At 27.4% G+C, this 25,947-nt stretch carries 24 protein-coding genes; 23 read left to right on the forward strand and 1 reads right to left on the reverse strand.

What is annotated here, in order from left to right:
* Nucleotides 1-139: 139 nt before the first annotated feature.
* From ABGF48_RS05325 to ABGF48_RS05405, 17 genes are all read left to right on the forward strand, one after another.
* The gene (locus tag ABGF48_RS05325) at nt 140-1,171 is read left to right on the forward strand and encodes an ABC transporter substrate-binding protein (protein ID WP_408105302.1); all 1,032 of its coding nucleotides are present in this window, start codon (nt 140-142) and stop codon (nt 1,169-1,171) included.
* Between the two features lies 1 nt (nt 1,172).
* Nucleotides 1,173-2,273: an ABC transporter ATP-binding protein gene (locus tag ABGF48_RS05330; RefSeq protein WP_408105303.1), complete on the forward strand. Its 1,101-nt coding sequence runs from the start codon at nt 1,173-1,175 to the stop codon at nt 2,271-2,273.
* Nucleotides 2,263-3,912, forward strand: a complete 1,650-nt coding sequence (locus tag ABGF48_RS05335) for an ABC transporter permease (protein WP_408105304.1) — start codon at nt 2,263-2,265, stop codon at nt 3,910-3,912. The genes ABGF48_RS05330 and ABGF48_RS05335 overlap by 11 nt, the downstream gene beginning before the upstream one ends.
* A 76-nt stretch (nt 3,913-3,988) precedes the next feature.
* On the forward strand, nt 3,989-5,638 hold the full coding sequence (locus tag ABGF48_RS05340; RefSeq protein WP_408105305.1) for a sensor histidine kinase: 1,650 nt from the start codon (nt 3,989-3,991) through the stop codon (nt 5,636-5,638).
* Between the two features lie 3 nt (nt 5,639-5,641).
* Nucleotides 5,642-6,415 carry a response regulator transcription factor gene (locus ABGF48_RS05345; protein WP_408105306.1) on the forward strand — a complete coding sequence of 258 codons (774 nt, stop codon included), beginning with the start codon at nt 5,642-5,644 and terminating at the stop codon, nt 6,413-6,415.
* A gap of 10 nt (nt 6,416-6,425) precedes the next feature.
* The gene (locus ABGF48_RS05350; protein WP_408105307.1) at nt 6,426-7,409 is read left to right on the forward strand and encodes a Gfo/Idh/MocA family protein; all 984 of its coding nucleotides are present in this window, start codon (nt 6,426-6,428) and stop codon (nt 7,407-7,409) included.
* A 57-nt stretch (nt 7,410-7,466) separates the two neighbouring features.
* A complete protein-coding gene (locus tag ABGF48_RS05355) occupies nt 7,467-8,051 on the forward strand; it encodes a DJ-1 family glyoxalase III (protein WP_408105308.1) in 585 nt (194 codons plus the stop codon).
* A 149-nt stretch (nt 8,052-8,200) separates the two neighbouring features.
* Nucleotides 8,201-8,272 (forward strand): YSIRK-type signal peptide-containing protein, encoded by a 72-nt coding sequence (locus tag ABGF48_RS05360; protein WP_408105343.1) that lies wholly within the window; start codon nt 8,201-8,203, stop codon nt 8,270-8,272.
* 57 nt (nt 8,273-8,329) lie between these two features.
* Nucleotides 8,330-8,635: a hypothetical protein gene (locus tag ABGF48_RS05365; protein ID WP_408105309.1), complete on the forward strand. Its 306-nt coding sequence runs from the start codon at nt 8,330-8,332 to the stop codon at nt 8,633-8,635.
* Between the two features lie 114 nt (nt 8,636-8,749).
* A complete protein-coding gene (locus tag ABGF48_RS05370; RefSeq protein ID WP_408105310.1) occupies nt 8,750-9,820 on the forward strand; it encodes a DUF4317 family protein in 1,071 nt (356 codons plus the stop codon).
* A gap of 444 nt (nt 9,821-10,264) precedes the next feature.
* A complete protein-coding gene (locus ABGF48_RS05375; protein ID WP_408105311.1) occupies nt 10,265-11,392 on the forward strand; it encodes an HAD family hydrolase in 1,128 nt (375 codons plus the stop codon).
* 100 nt (nt 11,393-11,492) lie between these two features.
* Nucleotides 11,493-12,641, forward strand: coding sequence for an aminotransferase class I/II-fold pyridoxal phosphate-dependent enzyme (locus ABGF48_RS05380; RefSeq protein ID WP_408105312.1), 1,149 nt, complete (start codon nt 11,493-11,495; stop codon nt 12,639-12,641).
* Between the two features lie 12 nt (nt 12,642-12,653).
* The gene (gene pepT / locus ABGF48_RS05385; RefSeq protein ID WP_408105313.1) at nt 12,654-13,862 is read left to right on the forward strand and encodes a peptidase T; all 1,209 of its coding nucleotides are present in this window, start codon (nt 12,654-12,656) and stop codon (nt 13,860-13,862) included.
* A gap of 7 nt (nt 13,863-13,869) precedes the next feature.
* Entirely contained in the window at nt 13,870-15,210 is a 1,341-nt protein-coding gene (locus ABGF48_RS05390) for an alanine/glycine:cation symporter family protein (protein ID WP_408105314.1), read from the forward strand.
* Between the two features lie 9 nt (nt 15,211-15,219).
* Nucleotides 15,220-16,584, forward strand: coding sequence for an MATE family efflux transporter (locus ABGF48_RS05395; protein ID WP_408105315.1), 1,365 nt, complete (start codon nt 15,220-15,222; stop codon nt 16,582-16,584).
* 71 nt (nt 16,585-16,655) lie between these two features.
* Nucleotides 16,656-18,608, forward strand: coding sequence for a S9 family peptidase (locus ABGF48_RS05400; RefSeq protein WP_408105316.1), 1,953 nt, complete (start codon nt 16,656-16,658; stop codon nt 18,606-18,608).
* 56 nt (nt 18,609-18,664) lie between these two features.
* Nucleotides 18,665-19,273, forward strand: a complete 609-nt coding sequence (locus ABGF48_RS05405; protein WP_408105317.1) for a GNAT family N-acetyltransferase — start codon at nt 18,665-18,667, stop codon at nt 19,271-19,273.
* 61 nt (nt 19,274-19,334) lie between these two features.
* On the opposite strand, the gene ABGF48_RS05410 is transcribed toward ABGF48_RS05405, so the two are convergent.
* The gene (locus ABGF48_RS05410; RefSeq protein ID WP_408105318.1) at nt 19,335-20,615 is read right to left on the reverse strand and encodes an MFS transporter; all 1,281 of its coding nucleotides are present in this window, start codon (nt 20,613-20,615) and stop codon (nt 19,335-19,337) included.
* 142 nt (nt 20,616-20,757) lie between these two features.
* Between ABGF48_RS05410 and ABGF48_RS05415 the strand changes: the two genes are divergently transcribed.
* The 6 genes from ABGF48_RS05415 to ABGF48_RS05440 all read left to right on the forward strand — a co-directional run bounded on the left by ABGF48_RS05415 (nt 20,758) and on the right by ABGF48_RS05440 (nt 25,945).
* A complete protein-coding gene (locus tag ABGF48_RS05415) occupies nt 20,758-21,600 on the forward strand; it encodes a pirin family protein (protein ID WP_408105319.1) in 843 nt (280 codons plus the stop codon).
* A gap of 83 nt (nt 21,601-21,683) precedes the next feature.
* On the forward strand, nt 21,684-21,872 hold the full coding sequence (locus ABGF48_RS05420; RefSeq protein WP_408105320.1) for an ATP-binding cassette domain-containing protein: 189 nt from the start codon (nt 21,684-21,686) through the stop codon (nt 21,870-21,872).
* Nucleotides 21,873-22,029: 157 nt separating this feature from the next.
* The gene (locus ABGF48_RS05425) at nt 22,030-22,431 is read left to right on the forward strand and encodes an ATP-binding cassette domain-containing protein (RefSeq protein ID WP_408105321.1); all 402 of its coding nucleotides are present in this window, start codon (nt 22,030-22,032) and stop codon (nt 22,429-22,431) included.
* 135 nt (nt 22,432-22,566) lie between these two features.
* Nucleotides 22,567-23,820, forward strand: coding sequence for an L-cysteine desulfidase family protein (locus ABGF48_RS05430; RefSeq protein WP_408105322.1), 1,254 nt, complete (start codon nt 22,567-22,569; stop codon nt 23,818-23,820).
* 8 nt (nt 23,821-23,828) lie between these two features.
* On the forward strand, nt 23,829-24,557 hold the full coding sequence (locus tag ABGF48_RS05435) for a gamma-glutamyl-gamma-aminobutyrate hydrolase family protein (protein WP_408105323.1): 729 nt from the start codon (nt 23,829-23,831) through the stop codon (nt 24,555-24,557).
* Nucleotides 24,558-24,568: 11 nt separating this feature from the next.
* On the forward strand, nt 24,569-25,945 hold the full coding sequence (locus ABGF48_RS05440) for an APC family permease (RefSeq protein ID WP_408105324.1): 1,377 nt from the start codon (nt 24,569-24,571) through the stop codon (nt 25,943-25,945).
* The last annotated feature ends 2 nt before the right edge of the window (nt 25,946-25,947 follow it).

Below are 25,947 nucleotides of genomic sequence, written 5' to 3' on the forward strand. Positions count from 1 at the left end.
AATAGATAGAATTTACTATTATTATATTATTATTGCTTTTTTTTGAACAATTTTGTACAATTTAAAACAATATATCATGGAAATTGTTTTCATGATATATTATCATTTAAACAAGATAAAAATTATAAGGAGAAAAACTATGAGTAAAAAAATATTTGCATTGTTAATGTCACTAGTACTAGTGTTTTCACTAGTTGCATGTAGTAATGGAGGAGATGGTAAAACATTAGGAGATAAAGGTAAACTTGTTGTATATTCACCAAATACTGAAAATATTATGAAGACAATTATTCCTATGTTTGAAAAAGAAACAGGAATAAAAGTTGAAGTTATTTCAGCAGGTACAGGTGAATTATTATCAAAGATTGAAGCTGAAAAAGGAAATCCATTAGGAGATGTGTTATTTGGTGGAAGTAAATCAACAATAAGAGAAAAGAAAGACTTATTTGAACAATATGTATCACCAAATGATAAAGATATGTTACCAGATCATAAAAATGTAGATGGTTTTTTAACACCATATACAGCAGATGGTTCTGTTATTTTAGTTAATACAGAATTAATAGGAGATATAAAAATCGAAGGATATGCAGATTTATTGAATCCTAAATTAAAAGGGAAAATAGCATCAGCTGATGCTTCAAATTCATCATCAGCATTTGCACAATTAACAAATCAATTGTTAGCAATGGGTGGAGATTACGAAAATGAAGCTGGTTGGAAATTTGTAGAACAATTATTGAAAAATATTGATGGTAAAATCCTAAATTCATCATCAGCTGTTCATAAAGGTGTTGCAGATGGTGAATATGCTGTAGGTTTAACATATGAAGATCCATCAGCTGCATATGTTAGAGATGGTGCACCAGTTAAAGTTATATATCCAAAAGAAGGTACAGTATATCTTGATGCAGGTGTAGAAGTTATAAAAGGAGCAAAAAATCTTGAAAATGCAAAGAAATTTGTAGATTTCGTTATTTCTAAAGAAGCTCAAGATGCATTTGGATCACAATTAACAAATAGAGCATTGAGAAAAGATGCAAAAACAGGTGATTATATGACACCACTTGATAAAATTAAAATTATAAAAGAAGACGAAGAATATGTAAAGAAAAATAGAGAAAATATTATTAAAAAATACACAGATATGCTTGTAAAGACTAGAGGTTAAAATGAGTACAACAATAAAATGTGAAAATTTAATAAAAAAATATGGAAATAAGACTATAATTCCTGATTTATCTGTAAAGATAAATCAGGGTGAGTTCTTTACTTTGTTGGGACCATCAGGATGTGGGAAGACAACGTTATTAAGAATGATAGCTGGATTTAATTCAATTGAAGGTGGAAGCATTTATTTTGAAGATAAAAGAATAAATGATGTAGCTCCAAAAGACAGAAATATAGGTATGGTATTTCAAAATTATGCAATATTTCCACACTTAACTGCTGGAGAAAATGTTGCTTTTGGTTTGAAAACTAGAAAGATTGAAAAGAAAGTTATAGAAGGAAGAGTTGATAAGATTTTAGAAACTGTTAAAATTTCAAATTTAAAAAATTCACTTCCTGAAAACATGTCTGGAGGTCAACAACAAAGAATTGCATTAGCTAGAGCAATTGTTATAGAACCAGATGTATTATTGATGGATGAACCACTTTCAAATCTTGATGCAAAGTTAAGAGTTGAAATGCGTAATGTAATTAAACGAATTCAAAAGGATGTCGGTATAACAACAGTTTATGTTACTCACGATCAGGAAGAAGCTATGGCAGTTTCGGATAGGATTGCGGTAATGAATAATGGGGTGATTCAACATATAGGTACACCACAACATATATATCATAGACCTGCAAATGTATTTGTAGCTAGTTTTATAGGAAGAACAAATATTATTTCAAGAGAGGTTGAAATTGAAAATAATAAAAAATATATTGTATTTTCTGATGATTATAAAGTTGTGTCTGAAAACATTGATATAGAAACACCTAAAAAAGTAAAATTATCAATTAGACCAGAAGAATTTATAATCAGTAGAGAAGGTAAAGGATTAAAAGGAAAAGTTATAGACAATATGTTTTTAGGAATTAATACTCATTATTTTGTAGAGTTAACAAATGGAGAAAGAGTTGAAATTATTCAAGAATCGTCACTTTCAAATATAATTCCTATAGGTGAAGAAGTTGTTTTAACTGTTAAAATGGATAAAATAAATCTATTTGATTTTGACACAGAAAAAAGTATTACAAAAGGAGTAGAAAACGATGCAAACTAAAAGAAAATCTAAAAATATTTGGTCTGTAATTACAATCGCACTTATTCTTTTGTATGTGTTATTTTTAATAGTTCCTTTATTTGGACTTATTAAATCAAGTTTTTATGTAGAAGGACAAGGATTTTCTTTAGCTTATTTTAAGAGATTTTTTGGAGAATCATATTATTCTCAAACATTGATAAATTCACTATTAGTTACTGTTGCAACTACTTTAGCTTGTGCAGTAGTAGCATTTCCACTAGCATATTTTATGACTACTGTAAAAATTAAAGGATCATCATTTATTCAAATTTTGATACTTATTTCATCAATGAGTCCTCCTTTCATTGGTGCATATTCTTGGGTACTTTTATTAGGACGATCAGGAGTTATAACAAAATCATTACGAAGTATAGGTATTACGGGAATAAGTATCTATGGTTTCCATGGTATTTTGCTAGTGCTTACACTTCAAATGGTTCCGTTAATTTATATGTATTTGATGGGAGCGATGAAGAATATAGACAAATCATTAGTAGAAGCTGCAGAAAATTTAGGTATGACAGGCTTTAAGAGAATAATGAAAGTATTTGTACCATTATTAATTCCTACAATTTTATCAGCATCATTGCTTGTATTCATGAGAGCATTTGCTGACTTTGGTACACCTATGTTAATCGGGGAAGGATATCAAACAGTTCCTGTTATGATATATAATCAGTTCGTAGGAGAGATTGGTGGAGATACAGCATTTGCAGCTGCAATATCTGTTGTTGTAATTATAATGGCTATAACAATATTCTTAGTTCAAAAGTATATTGCAGAAAAAAAGGCATTTTCAATGAGTGCCTTACATCCGATAGAAGCTAAGAAAGAATCGGGAATAAAAAATATAATTGCACACGTATATGTATATTTATATGTATTTATTTCTGTAGCGCCTTTATTGTATGTAATTTACACCTCATTTAGAAAAACAAGGGGTTCAATATTTGTAAAAGGACTATCATTAGATAGTTATAAAAATGCATTTAGTAGATTAGGTACGTCAATCACATCTACATTCTTACTTGCATTAATAGCGATAATTATTATATTAATAATGGGTGTTTTAATAGCATATGTAGCAGTAAAAAGAAGAAATAATATGTCACAAACATTAGATGTGTTATCAATGTTACCTTATATTGTTCCAGGTTCAGTAATGGGTATTTCATTATTATCAACATTTAGCGCAAAACCATTATTATTAAGTGGTACTGCTACAATAATGATAATAGCGTTTGTAATTAGAAGATTACCATATACAATTAGATCATCAGTTACAGCATTATACCAAATTAGTCCTTCAATTGAAGAAGCTGCCGAAAACTTAGGAGCAACTCCAATGAAGTCATTTACAAAAACTGTTTTACCAATGATGAAATCAGGAGTAATATCAGGTGCTATATTAAGTTGGATTTATATTTTATCAGAATTATCAACATCAATTCTTTTATATAGTCCCAAAACTAAGACAATGACAGTAAGTATTTATACAGAAGTTTTAAGAGGAAATTATGGTAATGCTGCTGCACTTGCAACAATATTGATTGTGTTGACGGTTATATCATTAATGCTATTCTTCAAAGTTTCTGGAAAGAAAGAAATTTCAATGTAGAATTTGTATATTATTAATAAAAAAGAGTGTGAAATAATATTTACGTTTTCACACTCTTTTTTGATATAATATATGTATGAGAGATAGTAAAATTACATTTAAAAAATACAACAGAAAATTAGCGTATAAGTACAGTATTATTCCAATTATGGTTATAATTATTTTAATTATGATTTTATTTATATCATTAGTACGATTTAATGAACGAAAAATAAATAAAAGCTCTAATAATACTATAAGTAATATTATAAATAAAGATTATAGTGAAATTGTAAAGTTTTCTAAAAGTTTTAAGGATGAAAAATATAAGGATGGAGTTAATAATGTAAATAAAGCAAATATTTTATATAATTTTTATAATTTTAAGAATTCATTAAAATTAGATGTAAATTTAATTGTATTTGATGAATTGTATAATTCTGTATTTACGTCAAAAAATTATGATGAAAATATTGTAAACTATAAAAATATTAATATTTGGCAAAACGAAAAAATAGATAAAAATATTTCATTGATAACAAGTTTTAATAGTAAAAAAATACAGCAATTTGTGAACATTAAACAAAAAATAAATAATAAAAATTATGTTATAATCATCGATATTGACTTAAATAGCATCTCCAGAATCTTAAATTCAAATACTAATTCGATTAATTTTATTATTGGAGAATTTAATCAAGTTATTAGTTCCAATACTGATTATATAATAGGAGAAGTTTACAAATTTAAAGGAGAATTTATATCTAATAATTTAGTTAAAATAGAAAATAATAAATTTTATTATACAGAATCAACTATTGGTAATTTAGGGGTGAGAGTTGCGACTATGACAAAGATTACACCTATTATGAATTTTGGGTGGATATTGATTTTTAGTTTATTTGCACTTTCAATTATTACTTTTTTTACAGTTGTTATTACATGGGATATTTTATCTAAAAAAAATATGAATGCATTAAAAATTATGATTTCCAATATAAGAAGAAATAATTTAAATCAAGAAAAACAATTAGATTCAGAATATTTTGAAGAATTTAAGTATTTGGATGAAGACTATAATAATATGCTAAATAAAATTCATGATTTAATTGCAAAAAATCAACAATATTCTTATTTAAATGATGTGGATCAAGTTAAATTTTTAAATACACAATTTAATCCTCACTTTTTATTTAATGCCTTAGAATCTCTAAGATATTTACTTTATTTTGATACAAAGTTAGCCGATAAATATATTTTAGATTTATCGAAAATATTAAGGTATACAATTGATTATAAAGGATTTTTCGCCACAGTTAATGAAGAAGTTGATTATTTAAAATCATATTTAGAAATTCAAAAAATTAGATATCAAGATAGATTAAAATATGATATTGAAATAGAAGAAAATGTCTTAAATAGAGAAATACCTAAATTGATTTTGCAACCAATTGTTGAAAATTCAATAAAATATACATATAAAATTCAACAAAACTTAGAAATAAATGTATTTATTAGAAATTTAGAAGATAATGTGGAATTGATAATAAATGATAATGGTCCCGGAATTTCAGAAGAGCAATTATCCGAGTTACTGAAAAATATGGATAATTATAATAGTAAAAACAGTATAGGACTTTATAATATAAATAAAAAGTTAAAATTAATTTATGATGATAGATATAAATTTGATATAAAAAATTATAATTTTGGTTTAGAAATTAGAATTGTAATTCCAAAGGAGTAGTTAATGTATAAGGTTTTATTGGTTGAAGATGAACTTTATGTAAGAAGAGGACTTTCATATTTATTTAATTGGGAAGAATTAAATTGTATTATAGTTGGAGAAGCAGAAAATGGGCAAATTGGTCTAAAAATGATTGAAAATCTTAATCCAGATATAGTGATTTTAGATATAAACATGCCTATACTTAGTGGATTAGATATGTTAAAAGAAATTAAAAATAAAAAATTTGAAAGTATAATATTATCTGGATATGATGAGTTTGAATATGCTAAAGATGCTATAAATCAAAATTCAATAGCGTATTTGTTAAAACCGGTTGATCATGAAGAATTAAAAATTGCAATAAAAAAAGCTATTAATAAAATAAAAAGTAATAAAAAAATTATTAGCTTAGAAAAGGAATTGAATAATAAATTAGATAAATTAGATTTAGATTCAGAAGATATCTTAAGTAATAATTCAAAGTCTACAGTTCAAATATTAGAATATATAGAACAAAATTATAAAGATAAAATAAATATTGATGATTTAATTAAAATAACTAATAAAGGAAAAACAAGTTTACTTGTTAATTTTAAGGAAGATACAAATAAGACATTAACTGAGTATGTTAATATATTTAGAATAAAAAAAGCTATTTTATTGATGTATGAAACTGATTATACAATTGAAAATATTTCTTATGAAGTTGGTTTTTCTAATTATCGATATTTCTCTTCAGTATTTAAGAAATATATGGATATTACACCATCTGAATTTATAAAAAAATACAATTAAGGAGGACGATATGAGATTTGGAATAGTTGGCACAAATTTTATTACTGATGAATTTATGGAAGGAGCAATGCTCTTAAAAGATAAAATCGAAATTACATCTATTTGTAGTGGTAAAATTGAAAATGCAAAAAAATTTGCTGAAAAATATAATATTAAAAATGTTTATGAAAATCACATTGAAATGTTAGAGAGTGGAAAAATAGATGCTATATACATTGCAGTACCAAATTCTTTACATTTTAAAATGACAATGGATGCTATTCAAAGAAATATCCCTATTTTTTGTGAAAAACCTCTAGCAGTTAATTCAAAGCAGGTAAAAATATTAATTGATGCTGCTATTAAAAATAAAGTTTATATACATCATGGGGTTGTACCTCTTTACACAGAAAATTTTAATATAATAAAAAATAATTTGCAAAATATTGGGAAAATTAGAAGAGCAGTTTTCGCATTAAATCAATATTCATCAAGATATGATAGATATTTGCGTGGAGAAAATCCAACTACTTTTAGAAATGAATTTGCAAATGGGGCAATAATGGATTTGGGAATATACATTGTGTCGCTATGTGTAGCTTTGTTTGGCAAACCTAAGACTATATCTGCAAATAGTTTTATATTAGATAGCAAAGTTGACGGGGCTACATCTGCTATACTATCATATGAAAATTTTGAAGTAATTTTATTATGTTCAAAAATTACTAATTCAAATATAATAAGTGAAATTTCAGGAGAAGATGGAATTATCAGTATTAGTATACCATCAAGAGTATCAACAGTTAAAATCCAAAATAGATTGGATAAAGTAAACATTCAAACATATCATGAAATGGAAAATTCATTTAAACGTGAACTGAAGGAATTTCTCAACGTTGTTGAAAATGGAAAGTATGAATCTGAAATTTTACCATATAAATTAACTAGTGAAATAATTGATGTTATGACACAAATTAGAAAAATTTCTGGTGTGAAATTTAAAGAAGATAATTAAAAATAAAACTTTGGGGTAATAAAGGCATATAAAAGATTATAAACTTTAGGAGGTAATATGAAAAAGTTTTTAATATTTTTAGCTGAAGGATTTGAAGAAATTGAAGCATTAACTCCAGTTGATTATTTAAGAAGATCAGGTATAGAAGTTGACACAGTATCTATTACCGATAGAAGAGAAGTAGTTGGATCGCATAATATTCCAGTATTAGCTGATAAAACTATATCTGAAATTAATGAAGAAGATTATTTAGGATTATATATTCCAGGTGGAATACCAGGAGCAACAAATTTAAGAGATAACGAAAGAGTTATCGAAATTGTTAAAGAATTTAACAATAAGGAAAAAATTGTTAGTGCAATCTGTGCAGGTCCAATTGTTTTAGGTAGAGCTAATATTATATGCGGTAAAAAAGTTACAAGTTTTCCAACTTTTGAAGACAAGATTGAAAATCTTGGAACTTACGTAAATGACGAAATTGTTGTGGAAGATGGAAATATTATAACAGGTAGAGGCGCTGCTATCGCAATTTACGAATCATTTAAATTAATTGAAAAAATTAAAGGAAAAGAAGCTGTTGATCAATTAAAAGAAGGTATTCAACATACAAGAGTTGAAGAATTTTATAAATTTGAATCATAGTATATAAAATTAAAAAGTCTTTTTACAATTTTATTTGGAAAAAGGGCTTTTTTCATATATTACAATTTGCTTAAAAACTTTTTTTATTTTTTATAATGAGGTATAATTTGGCCAGGTTAAAAAATTTTTTTGATAAAATAGGGAACAATATGAAAGAAAATGAAAAAATTAGATATTCAATAAGAAGATTAACAATTGGTGTATGTTCTTGCGCTTTATGAGCAACAATTTTATTTGCACCTATTAATATTGGTAAATCAGATTCAAGAGCCTTTGCTATGGAAGAAAAAACAATATCTGAAAGTTTAAGCATTGGTGGAAGAAAGGCTAAACTTACAAAATTAGATGAAAATAGCTTCAAACTAAGTGTTGAAACAAATTCAGGAACAAGAAATAATTTAAATATTCATTTAATATCATTTGGAACAAAAGATTTTGATAAAAAATTTGAATATGAAAAAGAAGATACATATTCAAAAGAAAAAATGCAAAATCCAAATACAAGTGATGCAGGAATTTTATCATCATTAATAATATTAATTGCCTCATTAGCATCAGTTATATTCTTAAATAAAAGAAAATAATAATTAAATCCAATAGAACTATCTTTTCTAAAATTTAGAAATAATAGTTCTATTTTTGTTTTACCAAATCTTCTAAAATGATATAATAATGTATATAAATTACAGGAGATATTGATGAAAAAAAAAGAATTAAATGAAATAAAGAAAGCAATTAAATCCGATGATTTTGCAATTACAGATGTTTGGGCTACATATGTAAACATGACTAAAGAAATTATATTTTCAACAAAGACAAATTTTGTTGTAATGAATGAAGAAATTAGAGAAGTTTATGCAGCTATTTTTTCTAAAGTATTGTCAGGTGCACAAGGAAGAAATTTATTAACATTAAACTTTTTACCGGAAGAAGAAATTGAAGGTGGTAAACAAGATATCTTATATAAGACTGTTAGAGATGCTACTGGAGAAAAATATCAAGATTTGATAGATAAAATAATTGAAAATTATAATCCAAAATCTAATTATGCAATATTAATTGCAAAAGGATCTTATGATATTCCTAGAAAAGCATCAGATGGTGAGTTTTTAGAAGATTCAGAAGATGTATATAACTTTATGGTTGTAGCTATTTGTTCTATGAATTTAACAAAACCATCATTGTGTTACAAGAGTGAGCAAAACGATTTTGTTGAAAATCCAAGGAATTGGACAGTTCAAATGCCAGATACTGGATTTTTATATCCAACTTTTACAAATCGTCAAAGAAATATTTATGAATGTTTGTATTATACAAGAAAAGTTGTTGATATTCACGAAGAATTTATAGATGGGGTTTTAGGTTGTGAAATGAAGTTAAATCCAGTTGAACAAAAAGAAAAATTTAATGAAATAATTGAGAACAATCTTCCTGATTTAAAAATTTCTGATTTTGTAGAATTAAATAAAAATATTGCAATTTTTACTGAAGAATTGAAAAATGAAGGGGAAACACCAAAATTAAAATCAAGACAATTGAAGCAATTTTTAACATCTGCAGGCGCTGAAAATGTTGAATTGGAAGATGATTTGGAAATTATGGCTGAAAATGTAACTAATAAAAGCTACAATATTGTAAGTGGTGGAAATATTACAATTAGAACAAATAATGATGGTATTGCATTTATTGAACAACGTGTAATAGATGGTCGTCCATGTCTTGTAATTCCAATGGATGAAGTAGAGTTGAATGGAATAAAGTTGAAGTAAAATATTTTTTGGTTAAACAATATGTTGAAAAATTATATAGATATTGCTTAACCTTTTTTATTTTTCTGAGGAATCGATACGGTAGAATATGCTGTTTTTTCATTTTCATCCCCATTTTTCTCAATAATTAATATGGTAGTGATCTGATTTTCTAAAATTGTAAAGTAATATACGATATTCTAAAAATATAAAATATAGGAGAAAATAATACTAAAATAAAAATTTAGATATAATTATTAAATTTAAATTTGAAGAAATTATTAGAAAAAATTATCAAATTCGATAATTTGCAATTCATTTGATGGTACAAAAATTTAAAACCTCAGAAATTCTATAAAATTTAGAGTATTGTTGAATTTATAACATGGATAATATATAATAAAATTATCTAAACAATAGATAAAATCAATATTAACAAACTATTTAAATGATATGGGGTATCAGATGAAAATTAATAAAAAACCTATTGTAGCAATCTGTTATGATTTTGATAAAACATTATCTCCAGATGATATGCAAGCTCAAGGATTTATCCAATCTATAGGATATGAAGTAAATGAGTTTTGGAAAGAATCTAATAAACTTGCTGTTGAAAATGAAATGGATACAAATTTAGCGTATATGTATCTTATGACTAAAAATAAAAATCTTACAAAATTAAATTTAAAGGAATATGGATCAAGAGTTGGACTTTTCCCAGGAGTTGATACATGGTTTGATAGAATTAATCAATATGGTATAGAGCATGGGGTTGAAGTTGAGCACTACATTATCTCTTCAGGTTTAAAAGAAATGATTGAAGGAACAATAATTAGTGATAAGTTTAAAAAGATTTATGCAAGTTCATTTTATTTTGATGAAAGTGGTGTGGCTGTATGGCCAGCACAAGCAGTAAATTATACTAATAAAACTCAATTCTTATTTAGAATAAAAAAAGGAGTTTTAGATATAAATGACCAAAATGTAAATAACCATTATGAAGGGGATAAAAAGAGAGTTCCTTTTAGAAATATGATTTATATAGGGGATAGTGATACTGATGTACCATGTATGACACTTGTAAATATGAATGGTGGACATTCTATCGGTGTATATAATGCAGAAACAAACGATAAATCTAAGGTTTTTAAGATGCTTGAAGATAGAAGAATTAAGTATTTTGCTCCTGCTGATTATCAAGAAGATTCTGATTTAGAAATGCTTGTAAAACAAATAATTGATCGTACGGTAACAAATGAAATTTTGGAACATCATTTTTATACCGCTTTACATGAAAAAGACATAGAAATGAAAAATCAATCTGATGAAGAAAAGTATAAAGAAGATTTGATAAACAAATTGGAAGATAGTACTAGTTTTTCACACACACATAATCTTATACATGAAATGAGTAAAATTAGTGATTGGACTTCATCACAAAAAAATAAATTAATTAAAGTTGCACTTTCAAATACACAAGTTAAGTTTATACTAAGAGATAAAGACTTGTTAGAATTTTATAAAAATATTTACGAAAATGTAGCATCTCAGGATGCGGTTATTTTACAAAAGTTAATAGAAGAAAATAAATAAAAATTTAGCACTAAAATTATGTATTTTAGTGCTTTTTTACTAGACTAAAGTTAAATAAAGTTATAAAATATAAAGATAATAAATAAACACAGAGGTAAATATGAAATTTAATAAAATAGTTGAAAAACTTAGTGAATCAAATATATTAAAATTTAATCACGAGATAAATCAAATACCTGAAATTGTAAAATTAACACTTGGCGAACCAGATTTTAATACACCGGATCATATTAAAAAAGCAGCTAAACAAGCAATAGACGATAATTTTACACATTATACAGCAAGTAATGGAATATTGGATCTTAGGGAAGAAGTTGCTAATTACTATAATGAAAAATTTAATTTTAATTATACAAAAGATCAAGTTATAGTTACAGTTGGAGCGACAGAAGGTATGAATTCAACTTTCCAAGCAATATTAAATCCAGACGATGTTGTTATTATTCCTACACCAACATTTCCATTGTATATGCCTGAAATCATGATGACTTATGGAAAATTTCAATTAGTAGATACAAGTGATAATGGATTTGTTTTTACCGCAGAAAAATTGGAAGAGATTATAAAAAATAACCCTGAAACTGAATATAAGGCTGTAGTTTTAGTAAATCCTAATAATCCAACAGGTGTTTCATATACAAGAGAACAACTTGAAGAATTGGCAAAAGTTATAAAAAAATATGATTTATACGTTATTTGTGATGAAATTTACGCAGAATTAGTTTACGAAAAATCCCATTATTCAATGGCGAATATTATACCTGAAAATACAATTTTGATTACAGGATTGTCTAAATCTCATGCTATGACTGGTTGGAGAATAGGATTTATTTTATCATCGGATGAAATTGTAAAAGAAATTTCAAAACCACATCAATTTAACGTTACAAATGCAACATCAATTAGTCAATATGGAGCATTAGCAGCTGTTAAATACGGAAAACAAGATTCTGAATTGATGAAATTTGAATATAAAAAGAGAAGAGATTTCTTAGTTGATGAACTTACAAAATTAAACTTTGAGGTTTCAAGTCCAGATGGAGCTTTTTATATTTTTGCAAAAATTCCACAAGATAGAAATCAAAATTCTCAAGAATTTGCATCTGAAATTGCATATAATGCAAAAGTTGCTACAATTCCTGGATCGTATTTTGGTCCTGGTGGAGAAGGACATTTAAGAATAAGCTATGCAACATCAATGGAAAATTTGGAAAAAGCTGTAGAAAATTTAAAAGAATATTTAAGATAGGGGGCATTTAAAATGGATATAATTGAAAGATTTAAGAAATATATTGCAGTAGATACAAAATCAAATGAAGAAAATACAACATGTCCAAGCACACCGGGACAATTAGAATTAGGTAAAATTCTAGTTGAAGATTTAAAAGCTTTAGGAATTAAAGATGCATTTCAGGATGAAAATGGATATGTTTATGGTACTTTGGAAAAAAATGTAGATAAAGATATTCCTACAATTGGATTTATTTCTCATATGGATACAGCACCAGATTTAGATGGCAAATGTGTAAATCCTAAAATATTTAAATATGAAGGTGGAGATATTAAGTTAAATGATGAATACACAATGAAAGTTTTAGATTTTCCTATTCTTAATGATTTAGTTGGAATGGAGCTTATAACAACTGATGGGACAACACTTTTAGGAGCTGATGATAAAGCTGGGATTTCAGAAATTATGGATGCTATCCAATATTTAGTAAATCATCCAGAAATCGAGCATGGAGATGTTAAGATTGGATTTACTCCAGATGAAGAAATTGGTAGAGGCGCAGATTTATTTGATGTTGAAGGTTTTGGAGCAGATTTTGCTTACACTATGGATGGTGGACCACTTGGCGAATTAGAATATGAAAACTTTAATGCTGCAACTGTGATTGTTAAAATTCAAGGTAAAAATGTTCACCCGGGTTCATCAAAAAATACAATGATTAATTCAGTAAGAATTGGTATGGAATTTGAATCAATGCTTCCTGTTGCACAAAAACCAGAATACACAGAAAATTATGAAGGATTTATACATTTATCAGATTTCTCAGGAAGTGTTGAATTTACTGAAATGACATATATAGTTCGTGATCATGATATGGATAAGTTTAATGAAAAGAAAGAAGTGTTAAAAGCTGCAGCACAATTTTTGAATGTGAAATATAAAGATGCTGTAAAGCTTGAAATAACAGATTCTTACTTTAATATGAAAGAAAAAATTACACCAAAAATGGAAATAGTTGAACTTGCTAAAAAGTCAATGGAAGATATTGGCATAGTTCCAAATATTGTTCCAATTAGAGGTGGTACAGATGGGGCTAAATTGTCATTTATGGAACTTCCTACACCTAACATTTTTGCAGGTGGTATGAATTTCCATGGTAGATATGAATTTATCCCAACTGAATGGATGAGAAAAGCATCAGAATTGATTGTTAAAATTGTAGAAAATAATGCAAAATAGGAGTTTTATGTCGGAAATATTAAAAATTAATAAAATAATTTCTAACATAGTTTGGGGCTGGCCAATGATAATTTTATTATTAGGGGCTGGTCTCTTAATTATGATTAGAACAAAAGGAATAATTTTTAGAAAATTTGGTTTTATCTTAAAAAATACATTTCTAAAAATGTTTCATAAAAATCATGAAGGAGATGGGACTGTTACACCATTTCAAGCAGTTGCAACAGCTTTGGCTGCTACTGTGGGTACGGGGAATATTGCTGGAGTTTCATTGGCTATTGCAGTTGGTGGACCGGGTGCTGTGTTTTGGATATGGATTTCTGCATTTTTTGGAATGTTTACAAAATATGCAGAAGTAGTTTTATCAATTGTTTATAGAGAAAAGAATGAAAAAACTGGACATTTTTCAGGTGGGCCAATGTATTATTTGAAAAATGGAGCAAAAATGCCTATTTTAGCATTTCTGTTTTCTATATTTGGTATGTTAGCATCATTTGGAATTGGTAATATGACTCAATCAAATTCAATTACTCAAGCATTGAAAACATCATTTAATTTTAATCCATCAACAGTAGGGATTATTGTTACAATTTTAAGTTCATTAGTTTTAATTGGTGGATTAAAAAATATTGCTAAAGTTACTGGTAGATTGGTACCAGTAATGGCATTTTTTTATATTTTTGGCTCAATTATAGTAATATTTGTAAATTATAGACAGATTCCATCGGTAGTAGTTGAAATTTTTAAGAGTGCATTCACAACTCATGCTGCAGTAGGTGGTTTCATTGGATCAACCATATTATTAACATTAAGGCAAGGTTTATCAAGGGGAATATTTACCAATGAAGCAGGATTAGGTTCAGCACCAATTGCACACAGTGCTGCAAAAACAAATCACCCTGTAGAGCAAGGTATTTGGGGAGTATATGAGGTATTTATGGATACTTTAGTTATTTGTACAATGACTGCTCTTGTAATATTGACTTCTGATAAATGGAATAGTGGATTAAAAGGTGTAGAACTTGCAATGTCAGCATTTAATACAGGATTTAATGGTGGAGAATACATAGTTTCAATTGGATTAACATTGTTTGCATTTTCAACGATTGTTGGCTGGTATTATTACGGCGAAAGATGTTTTGCGTATTTGTTTGGTGAAAAACATGTTTTAATCTACAGAATTGTTTACATACCATTAATCTATGTTGGTGCAGTTGGTGGACTTGAGGATATTTGGACGATTTCAGATACATTGAATGGACTGATGGCTATTCCAAATTTAATAGGATTATTTTTATTAAGTGGTGTAGTAGTTAAAAAGACTAATGAATATTTTAATAAAAGATAGTAGGTAAATATGAATAAAAAATTATTTTTTAGCGACAAAATATTTTTAAGAATGATGTTATCTGTGGCGCTTCCTGTATCAATACAATTTTTGATTTCAACATCAATAAATATGGCTGATACAGTAATGATTAGCTCATTAGGTGGCTCGGAAATAGCAGCAGTAGGACTTGTAAATCAATTTGTATTTTTCTTCTTTGTTGCTTGTTTTGGTGTGTGCAGTACAGGATCAGTATTTTTTGCACAATATTTTGGAGATAAAGATATAAATAGTGTTAGGAAATATCTAACTATAATTATGCAATTTAGCATTTTAATTGGTGTGATATTTACTGTGTTTTCACTATTATATCCATATCAAATAATGAGAATATTAATCCCAGATGAATCAGTAATTAATGTCGGTATTAGTTATTTAAGGTTAATATCATTAACATTCTTAATAACAGCTATTTCTCAATGTTTTAATACTGTTTTAAGATCATGTAATAGAGCTAAAGAGCCTTTGCTGGTTTCTATAGTATCATTTTTTGTGAATGTATTTTTCAATTACATGTTTATTTTTGGAAAGTTTGGAGCACCAGCAATGGGAGTTTCTGGTGCAGCATTAGGTACGATTATTGCTAGAATTGTGGAAATTGTACTATTAACATTAATGATTTTAAGACATAAACCAGGGGTTAATTTATTGACTCCTACAAATTTACTAAAGTTTGAATCAGTAAGAATTAAGAAGTATTTTGAAATTGGTACTACAATTATTCTAGCAGAAATCTTATGGGCATTAGGACAATTATTATTTGCAATTGCTTATGCAAGAATTGGAAAAGATGCAACTGCTTCTATTCAGCTTACCAATACAATTCAAAATATATTTTTCATAATTGTAAATGCTGTAAATACATCTGCGACTGTACTTATTGGTCAAACATTGGGGGCTGGAAAAATTGAAAAAGCTGATAGATATGCTAAATATTTCTTGCAGATAACATCTACATTAGGATTTATTTCATTATCAATATTGGCTGGATTGCCACATTTATTGATGAAGATTTATACAAATATTGAACCACATATATATGCCATGGCTATATCTTTATTGATAATAAGAGGTTTATTTATTCCTTTTAGATTCCTAAATGGTATGCTTTATACTGGTATTTTTAGAGCAGGTGGAGAGACAAAAATTCCATTCTTAATTGAACTTTCAACAATGTGGGGATTCGCAATTCCTATGTCATTTATTGGAGTTTTATTCTTAAAATGGCGAATTGAATGGATTTTTATGATAGTTAGTCTTGAAGAATTTATAAAATTCTTCCTAATTTTGCCTCTTTATAAAAAGAAAAGATGGCTAAATAATTTGACAAATTAGTGTAGAAAAAATAAATTAATTGATATAAAATATTTGGTGTAACTAAAAATGTTTTATAGAAAGGTAAAAATATGAAAATAGATAGTTTTAAGGACTTTAAATATATTAGTAATGTCGATCAAAATGCAGATTTTGTTGCATATCACATTACTACTGTAAATATGAAAGCAAATAGATATGAAAAAAATATTTATTTGTATGATAAAAAATGTAATAAGCAAATTCAATTGACAAATTCTGGAAAAGATGGCTATTTTACATTCTTCAAAGATGGATCAATTGTATTTTCATCAAGTAGGAATGTAGACTCAAAGAAAAAAGATAAACTTCCAAAAGAATTAGAAGAAATGATATACGGAGATTCAAAAGAAGAAAAAGAAATTAAGTCTAGATTATACAAAATTAATCCAAATGGTGGTGAAGCTGTTGAATTAATAAAATCAGAGCATTCCATTGGAAAGTTTTATGAATTAAATGATAATAAAATTATTTATACAAGTAATATTTCAACTGAAAAATCGGATTATCAAGATATAGCTAAACTTCCATTTTGGTTTAATGGTGCAGGATACATTTATGGGAATAAAACTGATTTGTACATTTTAGATGAAAATGGAAACGACATAAAAATTAATTCTGATGAGATTGAAATATCTGATTTTGTCTTAAATAAAAATAAAACACATGCTGTTGTTATTTATTCAAACAATACTGATGTAATGGAATTGACAAATTATATAGGAATATTAGATTTTTCAACTCTAGAAATTAAAGAAATATCTAAAGGTAAAGCTCATTATTATGTAGATTTCATAAAAGATGGAATAATCAGTATCGCAACAGACATAAAGAAAACAGGATTAAATGAAGATCCTAAAGTTTTCTATTACGATATAGATGGAAAAAATGAAAAACAAATTTCATCAGATAATATCGATATTGCGTTTTTCAATACAGTTGGGACTGATGCCAGACAAGGAGAAGGTAATCCGGTTCAAATAGTTGATGATAAAATGTATTTTGTTTCTACATATTTTGATAATTCTGTGGTTTGGAGTATTGATTTAGATGGAAATATAGAAGAAGTGATTTCAAGAAATGGGTCAGTTGAAGGATTTACATATGATGGGAATGAATTTTATTTTACAGCAATGAGGGATTTACAACTTCCTGAGTTATATAAATTAGAAAATAATCAAGAAATTAAGTTAACAGATTTTTCAAAAGATTTAGAAGCAGTAAATTTATCCCAAATTGAAGAATTTAATTTTGAAAATGATGGAAATAAATTTGTTGGTTATGTTATAAAACCAGTTGGTTATGAAAAAGGTGAAAAATATCCAGGAATTTTACAAATTCATGGTGGGCCAAAAACTGCTTATTCAACAGTTTTACATCATGAAATGCAATTTCTAGCAAATCAAGGATATTTTGTATTTTACACAAATCCAAGAGGCTCATCAGGTAGAGGAGATGATTTTTCAGACATTCGTGGAAAATATGGAACTATCGACTTTGACGATTTAATGAAATTTACAGATGAAGTTCTTGAAAAATATTCAGATATAGATGAATCAAGATTAGCCGTAATGGGTGGAAGCTATGGTGGTTTCATGACAAATTGGATAATTGGTCATACTGATAGATTTAAGGTTGCAAATAGTCAAAGATCAATATCAAATTGGACTTCATTTTATGGAGTAAGTGATATAGGATACTACTTCGTTGATGATCAAACACAGGCAAATCCATGGGATGATTTAGAGCTTGTTTGGAGACAATCTCCATTAAAATATGCTAAAAATGTAAAAACACCAACATTATTCATACATGCAAGTGAAGATTACCGCTGTCCTTTAGAACAGGGTGTTCAAATGTATGCTTCATTAAAGATGAATGACGTAGATACAAAGCTTGTAATTTTTGAAGGTGAAAATCACGACCTTTCAAGAACAGGAAAACCACAAGGAAGATTAAAAAGACTATATGAAATTCAAAAATGGTTTGAAAAGTATTTGAAGTAAAAATTTTTGATATAATAGTAAAAAAAATTATTATAAATTAATTTAAGGAATTTAAGATGAATGCCGATTTTAAATTAAATGGAAAAATCATTGAAACAGAAAGATTAATACTTAGACCGTTTAAACAAAGTGATTTGGATGATTTCTATGAATATGCTTCAGTTGATGGTGTAGGGCAAATGGCTGGTTGGAGTCCACATGAAAATAAAGATAAATCCCAAGAAATCTTAAATATGTTTATTAATGGAGATAAAACTTTTGCATTATTCCATAAAGAAGATAAAAGAGTTATTGGATCATTAGGAGTTGAAAAATATGGAAGTGAAGATAAATTAACAGAATTTGATGATTACATTGGTAGAGAACTTGGATTTGTATTGAGTAAAGAATATTGGGGAAAAGGACTAATGCCTGAAGCAGTAAATGCAGTAATAAATTATTTATTTAATGAATTTCATTATGACTTCTTAACATCAGGATATTTTATTTTTAATAATCAATCAAAAAGAGTTCAGGAAAAATGTGGATTTAAGCCTTATAGAAAATTGGTTATAGATACAAGAATGGGAACTAAAGAAGATACAATATTAAATTTACTTATAAATCCAAATAAAAATATTAAATTTAATTTTTCACATCCTGAGACATTAATTTATAAAAATTAAAAAATACCGAAAATTCACTAAAATGTAATTAAGTGATTTTTCGGTATTTTTATATAAATTATTAATAAGATTTATTTTTTTCTAAATTTCTAATATTTTTTGATTTTATTATTATTAAAGCTGTGAGGGAAAGACATATTCCAGCAATCATAATTAATAATCCGATTCCTTTTCCATTTCCAACGCCCATGATTTTACCAATAGAATTTCCAAGTAAACCATTTTTTGACATTATAGGAGTAAATATATTATCTGCTAAAAGACCTGCAGTAGGATAGGCTAGTACAAATCCCATCTGAGAGATGAATGTTATAAACGACCAAATTCTTCCTTCATGTTGGTTATCTAAATTTATTCTAATCATGTAATCTATTGTACTATTTGCAACTGGTAAAGTTGAAAAAAATAAAAAACCAAATAGAGTAATTATATATATATTTATAGTCAAACCAAATCCAAACATAAACATGCCTGCTAGGAAAAGAGAAAGAGCCATATACTTGATATGATTTTTTTTAATAGAGTAAACTCCTAAAATCGATCCTGAAAGTAACATTCCAAAAGCAGCGACTGTCATTGCTTTACCTAAAGTTTCACTGTTTGAAAATGAAAGAAAATATGGACTAGATAAAGTTTGTATAAATGCAATAAAAAATGTAAGAGCCGTTGAAATTAAAACTAAATCAAAAACTCCTCGATTATTTTTTAAGATTTTCCAAGAATTATATAAACTTTTGAAAAAATCTTTTTCTATTTCATAGACTTTACTTTCTAATCCGGATTTTATATAAAATGATGTAGCTATTGTAACAAAAACTGTTAATATATCTATTAATAATATAATCTCAAATCCTTTAGAAATACCGATTAAAAATCCAGCCAATACAGGTGAAATAAGGAACTTTGCAGAGTTTGAAATTTGTATTAAACCACTTGCTTTTATATATTCATCTTTACTAAGAATGTCACTGACAGTTGCTTGATATGCTGGAGTCATAAGTGCAGAAAAAATTGAACTTATGGTAACACCGATATATACATCTATCAATGAAAGATTTCCATTCATTTTCATGATCAAAATATATAAAATTCCTAGTGCAGAAAGTCCATCTCCTAAAATCATTAATAATCTTCTATCATATTTATCAGCTAATACTCCTGAAGGGACTATTAGAATTATATAAGGCAAAAATCCTAAAAGCATTACCATTGATGCATCAACAGCTGATTGAGATACAGAGAATGCAAAAACACTAAGTACAAAAGTTGTAAGTCCGTGTCCGATGGAGGCAGTTAATTGGCCAAACCATAAAACTATAAATTTTTTCATTGATTTTTTCATTATTTACTCCTAACTTAATGTTTTAATTATATGTGTAAATTGTATAAAAATCAATTTTGTAAAAATATTGTTATATTTGATTAATTGTTTTAGATATAAAATCGTGGGTAAAATTGTAAGAAGAAAAGATAGGGGGAATATTATGGAAAGAAAAGTAAAGACAAAAGTACAAGGATTTAGAACTGTTGATGGAGCAGGAGTAAACCTGGTAAGAGTTTTAGGACATAGAAATACCAAAGAATTTGATCCAATTTTAATGTTAGACTCATTTGATAGTGTAAATCCTGATGAATATACAGCAGGTTTTCCACTACATCCACATAGAGGGATAGAAACAATAAGTTACTTATACAAAGGTAAAATGGTTCACAAGGATACATTGGGAAATGAAGATGCTATTGGTGATGGACAAATACAATGGATGAATTCAGGATCAGGTATTTTACATGAAGAACAAGTTCCTGCATCTGATAGATTGTTAGGGGTACAATTATGGTTAAATTTACCTAAAAAAAACAAAATGAGTTCACCAACATATCATAATATTGGAAATGATCAAATTTATGAAATTGAATTTGATGGAGGATATTTAAGATTACTTGCTGGGGAATATGGTGAATATAAAGGTCATCAAGGCGAGCATTTACCATTGAATTATTATGATATTCACCTAAATGAGGGTACAGAATTTAATATTGAAATGAAAGAAGATGATTCTGTAATGGTATTTACTTTATTGGGAGGTGCTGTAGTAGCAGGTGAAGAAATTAGTGAAAAAACAGCTGTTAAATTAACAAATGGGACATCTTTAACACTTAAAGGCAAGGATGGTGGATCACAAATATTGTATATACAATCAAGAGCATTAAATGAGCCTATCGCATGGGCAGGCCCAATAGTTATGAATTCTAGAGCAGAATTAGAAGAAGCTTTTGGGGAATTAGAAAACGGAACATTTTTTAAGGAAAAATTAGATATTGAATAATTTCGATAAAATAATGGATGTATATAAGGTGGTAAACTTATAACTTTGATTATTTTTTTATTGTTTTAATTGAAATATTAAGTATGATTAAATTAAATAATGTTTCACTAGTTTATAACGAAAATTTAAGAAATACTCATGCTATTAGTAATATAAATTTAGAGATTGATAAATCAGATTTTATAGTTGTATTAGGACCATCCGGGTGTGAAAAAAGTTCGCTACTAAAATTAATAGCAGGTTTTATAAAGCCAAGCAGTGGACAAGTATAAAAAAAAATACTGAAATATCAGGCCCAGGAGATGACAGAGGCGTAGTTTTTCAATCAACTAATTTGTATCCATAGTTAAATGTTGAAAATAATATAAAATATGGATTAAAAGTTGCTAAAACAGAGAAACATATTATAATAAACTTGTTGATGAATATTTGGAAAAAACAAAATTATCTGAATATAGAAAACATTATCCTTTTGAATTATCTGGTGGTATGCAACAAAGAGTTGCTCTTTCAAGAACATTGATAACTAGTCCAGACATTGTATTAATGGATGAACCATTTGGTGCGTTAGATGCAATTACTAGAGCATCCATGCAAGCATTTATAAGACAAATGTGGGTAAATGAATCACAAACATTTTTTATGATAACACATGATATAGATGAGGCTCTAACTCTTGGAAATAGAGTGCTTGTAATGAGTAAATCACCAGGTAGTATAGTTAAAGAATTTAAATTAAATTACTATAAAAAATTAGTAGATAATCCATATGAAATTATTGAAAATGATAATGAATATAAAAATAAAGCACAAAATATTAAAAATAATTAATGGTTAGTTTTGAAAAAAAATTCAATTACTACTATTATTTTTTTTAAATAAATGTTATAATCAGATTAAATAAAAACGTTATCACAAATAATATTTTTATTTAATTTTTTTTTACAAAATAAAAAGGGGGAGCGCATGATTGATTTTACAGATCTACTTAAGAGTGAACTAATCAAAGCTTGTGGCTGTACCGAACCCATTTCTATTGCTCTTGCTGCTGCAAAAGCAAGGGAGGTTTTAGAAGTATTACCAGTTAAAGTTGAAGTTAAATGTTCCGGAAATATCATTAAAAATGTAAAAAGTGTAACAGTACCAAATACAAATGGCATGAAGGGTGTAGAATCTGCTGCTGCAATAGGCATTATAGGAGGGAAAGCTGATAAAGGACTTGAAGTATTATCAGAGGTAACACAAGAAGATATTCAAAATGCCAAAAGAATGCTTGATAATGGACAAATTTTTGTTTCTTTAAAAGAAGGAGAAGAAAATTTAGATATTGAAATTGTTTTATATGATAATGAAGGAAATGAAGTTGAAGTTGAAATAAAAAATAAACATACAAACATTGTTAAAATCATAAAAAATGGTGAAGTACATATGTATGACAATTGCTATTCAAACGCAAAATCTCACAAAGATTATGATAAATTGTCGGTAAAAGAAATATTTGAATATGCTGAAAATATTGACTTAAATAAAGTTGAAAATTTATTAGAACAACAAATTTCATCAAATACTGCAATTTCAAAAGAAGGATTAACTGGAAATTGGGGTTCTGCAGTAGGAAAAATGCTTTTAGATGAAGACGATAGTTTGAGAACTAGGGCAAGAGCTAAGGCTGCTGCAGGATCTGACGCAAGAATGAGTGGCTGTAGTTTATCAGTTGTTATAAATGCGGGGTCAGGAAATCAGGGTATAACATGTAGTATACCAGTTATTGAATACGCAAAGGAAAGGAATGTATCTAAAGAAATACTTTATAAAGGACTTATTATTTCAAATTTAGTTGCACTTCATATAAAAAGATTTATAGGAAGACTTTCTGCATATTGTGGAGTTACCTCAGCTGGTGTAGCTGCAGGAGCAGGTATTGCATATGTTGAAACACAAAATTTCAAAATTATTGAATATACAATTAGTAATGCTTTAATGATTGCATCTGGTATGTTGTGTGATGGTGCAAAACCATCATGTGCTGCAAAAATTGCCACAGCTGTTGATGCAGGTATAACTGGATTTAATCTTGCTAAAAAAGGGAAAAACTTTATTGCAGGAGATGGATTGTTAAAAGATTGTGTTGAAAATACAATAAGGAATATCGGATATGTTGCTAAAGAAGGCATGAAACAAACCGATATTACAGTGCTTAATAGAATGATTGAAAAATAGGAGGAATGATGAAAAGACCAGTAATTGGGATTTCAGGTTCAATAATAATTGAAAGTGCAGGAGGATTTGAAGGTTATAGAAGATCCTATGTAAATGAAGATTATTGTGAATCTGTAATAAAAAATGGCGGAATACCATATATTATTCCAATGAACAGTGATGATGAAGTTATAAGACAACAAGTTGAAAATATAGATGCACTTATTTTAAGCGGTGGACATGATGTCACACCAACATTATATGGGCAAGAACCTCATCAAAAAATTGGACAAACACTTTTAGAAAGAGATAAATTTGACTATAAATTAATAAAATATGCTAAAGAAAGAAATATTCCTATTTTAGGTATTTGTAGAGGATATCAAATATTAAATGTATATCACGGTGGTACATTATATCAAGATTTATCCTTAAATAAAGATGTTTACATAAAACATAATCAAGTAGGGAATCCTACATTATTAACTCATACTGTAAATATCGAAAAAGGTACAAAATTACATAAATTTTTTGAAAAAGACAGTATGATGGTAAATTCATTCCACCATCAAATAGTAGATAAAGTAGCAGATGAATTTAAGGTTTCAGCAAAAAGTAAAGATGGTGTAGTAGAAGCTTTTGAAAGTAAAAATTATTCTTTTATGATTGGAGTTCAATGGCATCCAGAAATGCTTCATAGAGTTGAAGAAGCAATGAATTTACTATTTAAAAATTTAATTGAAAATACTAAAAAGTAAAGGAGAAATATATGAATAGTGAAAATGTAAAAAAATTTGGATTTTGGTCGATTGTATTGTTAACAATTAACTCAATTATTGGGGCTGGTATTTTCTTATCACCTGGTGAAGTTGTAAAAATGTCAGGACAATATGCTCCATATATATATTTAATTTCAGCAGTATTTGCAACAGTTTTAGCTGTTACATTTGCTTCAGCAGCTAAATATGTTTCTAAAGGTGGGGCAGCTTATGCATATACAAAGGCGGCATTTGGTGACGGTACAGGATTATATGTAGGGGTTACGAGATATTTCTCTGCAGCAATTGCATGGGGAGTTATGGCAACAGGTGTAGTAAAATCCGTTTTAAGAATTTTTAATCTTGATAGTGCAAGCTTTACAAATATAACACTTGGTTTCGTTGTATTAATGATAGTTTTAGTTATTATAAATTTATTAGGAACAAGATTTATAGAATTTGTAAGTAATATATCAACTGTAGGTAAATTATTGGTTTTAGTTACAGTAATTATTTCAGGAGTATTAATAGTTGTATTTACAGGTACAAATAATTATTCACATATTAATGATGTAACAAAAGATGTAGTTTCAAAGATGGACCTTTCAGCATATGTAGTTGCGATAATTGCTGCATTTTATGCATTTACAGGATTTGAATCAGTTGCATCGGGATCTGATGATATGGAAAATCCAGAAAAAAATCTTCCAATAGCAATTCCACTAGGAATGGGCATAATTGCATTTATTTATATTGGTATCGTATTAGTAACAATGATGATAAATCCAGTTGAATTAGTAAAGTCAAAAGAAGTAGTTGCATTATTATCAGTGTTTGATAATCCGATTATAAAGAATATTATATTATATGGATCATTAGTTTCAATGTTTGGTATTAACGTTGCAGCTTCATTCCATACACCAAGAATATTAGAATCAATGTCAAAACAAGGTCAAGTTCCAGTTATATTTGCAAAAAGAACAAAGAGTGGTTTCCCAATTTATGCTACAGTTATAACAGCGGTAATAGCAATATTATTACCAATTGCATTTGATTATAATATGGGTTCAATTATGATTATAAGCTCAATAGCAAGATTTGCTCAATTTGTATTAGTTCCAATAGCTATAATTATGTTCTTCTACGGAAAAAATAAACAAGAAGTTATAAAAACTGCAAAGAAAAATTTTGTTACAGATGTTATAATTCCTTTAATATCATTAGTATTAACAATAATTTTATTATTGAAATTTGATTGGGTTGGTAAATTCACACTTACTTCAGAAGCTGGATTAAAATCACCAAATTACTTGGCTATAGCTTCAATGATTATAGGATTTGTAGTTTTACCAATAATTACATCAATTTATAACAAAAGTAAAAAATAGAA

The sequence above is a fragment of the Helcococcus bovis genome (assembly GCF_046035835.1).
In the GTDB taxonomy this organism is placed as follows: Bacteria; Bacillota; Clostridia; order Tissierellales; family Peptoniphilaceae; genus Helcococcus; species Helcococcus bovis.

Excerpts from the sequence above, each read along its gene's own strand:
- ABGF48_RS05325 (WP_408105302.1), top strand. The coding sequence starts at position 140 with ATGAGTAAAAAAATATTTGCATTGTTAATGTCACTAGTACTAGTGTTT.
- ABGF48_RS05330 (WP_408105303.1), top strand. The coding sequence starts at position 1,173 with ATGAGTACAACAATAAAATGTGAAAATTTAATAAAAAAATATGGAAAT.
- ABGF48_RS05335 (WP_408105304.1), top strand. The coding sequence starts at position 2,263 with ATGCAAACTAAAAGAAAATCTAAAAATATTTGGTCTGTAATTACAATC.
- ABGF48_RS05340 (WP_408105305.1), top strand. The coding sequence starts at position 3,989 with ATGAGAGATAGTAAAATTACATTTAAAAAATACAACAGAAAATTAGCG.
- ABGF48_RS05345 (WP_408105306.1), top strand. The coding sequence starts at position 5,642 with ATGTATAAGGTTTTATTGGTTGAAGATGAACTTTATGTAAGAAGAGGA.
- ABGF48_RS05350 (WP_408105307.1), top strand. The coding sequence starts at position 6,426 with ATGAGATTTGGAATAGTTGGCACAAATTTTATTACTGATGAATTTATG.
- ABGF48_RS05355 (WP_408105308.1), top strand. The coding sequence starts at position 7,467 with ATGAAAAAGTTTTTAATATTTTTAGCTGAAGGATTTGAAGAAATTGAA.
- ABGF48_RS05365 (WP_408105309.1), top strand. The coding sequence starts at position 8,330 with ATGGAAGAAAAAACAATATCTGAAAGTTTAAGCATTGGTGGAAGAAAG.
- ABGF48_RS05370 (WP_408105310.1), top strand. The coding sequence starts at position 8,750 with ATGAAAAAAAAAGAATTAAATGAAATAAAGAAAGCAATTAAATCCGAT.
- ABGF48_RS05375 (WP_408105311.1), top strand. The coding sequence starts at position 10,265 with ATGAAAATTAATAAAAAACCTATTGTAGCAATCTGTTATGATTTTGAT.
- ABGF48_RS05380 (WP_408105312.1), top strand. The coding sequence starts at position 11,493 with ATGAAATTTAATAAAATAGTTGAAAAACTTAGTGAATCAAATATATTA.
- pepT (WP_408105313.1), top strand. The coding sequence starts at position 12,654 with ATGGATATAATTGAAAGATTTAAGAAATATATTGCAGTAGATACAAAA.
- ABGF48_RS05390 (WP_408105314.1), top strand. The coding sequence starts at position 13,870 with ATGTCGGAAATATTAAAAATTAATAAAATAATTTCTAACATAGTTTGG.
- ABGF48_RS05395 (WP_408105315.1), top strand. The coding sequence starts at position 15,220 with ATGAATAAAAAATTATTTTTTAGCGACAAAATATTTTTAAGAATGATG.
- ABGF48_RS05400 (WP_408105316.1), top strand. The coding sequence starts at position 16,656 with ATGAAAATAGATAGTTTTAAGGACTTTAAATATATTAGTAATGTCGAT.
- ABGF48_RS05405 (WP_408105317.1), top strand. The coding sequence starts at position 18,665 with ATGAATGCCGATTTTAAATTAAATGGAAAAATCATTGAAACAGAAAGA.
- ABGF48_RS05410 (WP_408105318.1), bottom strand. The coding sequence starts at position 20,615 with ATGAAAAAATCAATGAAAAAATTTATAGTTTTATGGTTTGGCCAATTA.
- ABGF48_RS05415 (WP_408105319.1), top strand. The coding sequence starts at position 20,758 with ATGGAAAGAAAAGTAAAGACAAAAGTACAAGGATTTAGAACTGTTGAT.
- ABGF48_RS05420 (WP_408105320.1), top strand. The coding sequence starts at position 21,684 with ATGATTAAATTAAATAATGTTTCACTAGTTTATAACGAAAATTTAAGA.
- ABGF48_RS05430 (WP_408105322.1), top strand. The coding sequence starts at position 22,567 with ATGATTGATTTTACAGATCTACTTAAGAGTGAACTAATCAAAGCTTGT.
- ABGF48_RS05435 (WP_408105323.1), top strand. The coding sequence starts at position 23,829 with ATGAAAAGACCAGTAATTGGGATTTCAGGTTCAATAATAATTGAAAGT.
- ABGF48_RS05440 (WP_408105324.1), top strand. The coding sequence starts at position 24,569 with ATGAATAGTGAAAATGTAAAAAAATTTGGATTTTGGTCGATTGTATTG.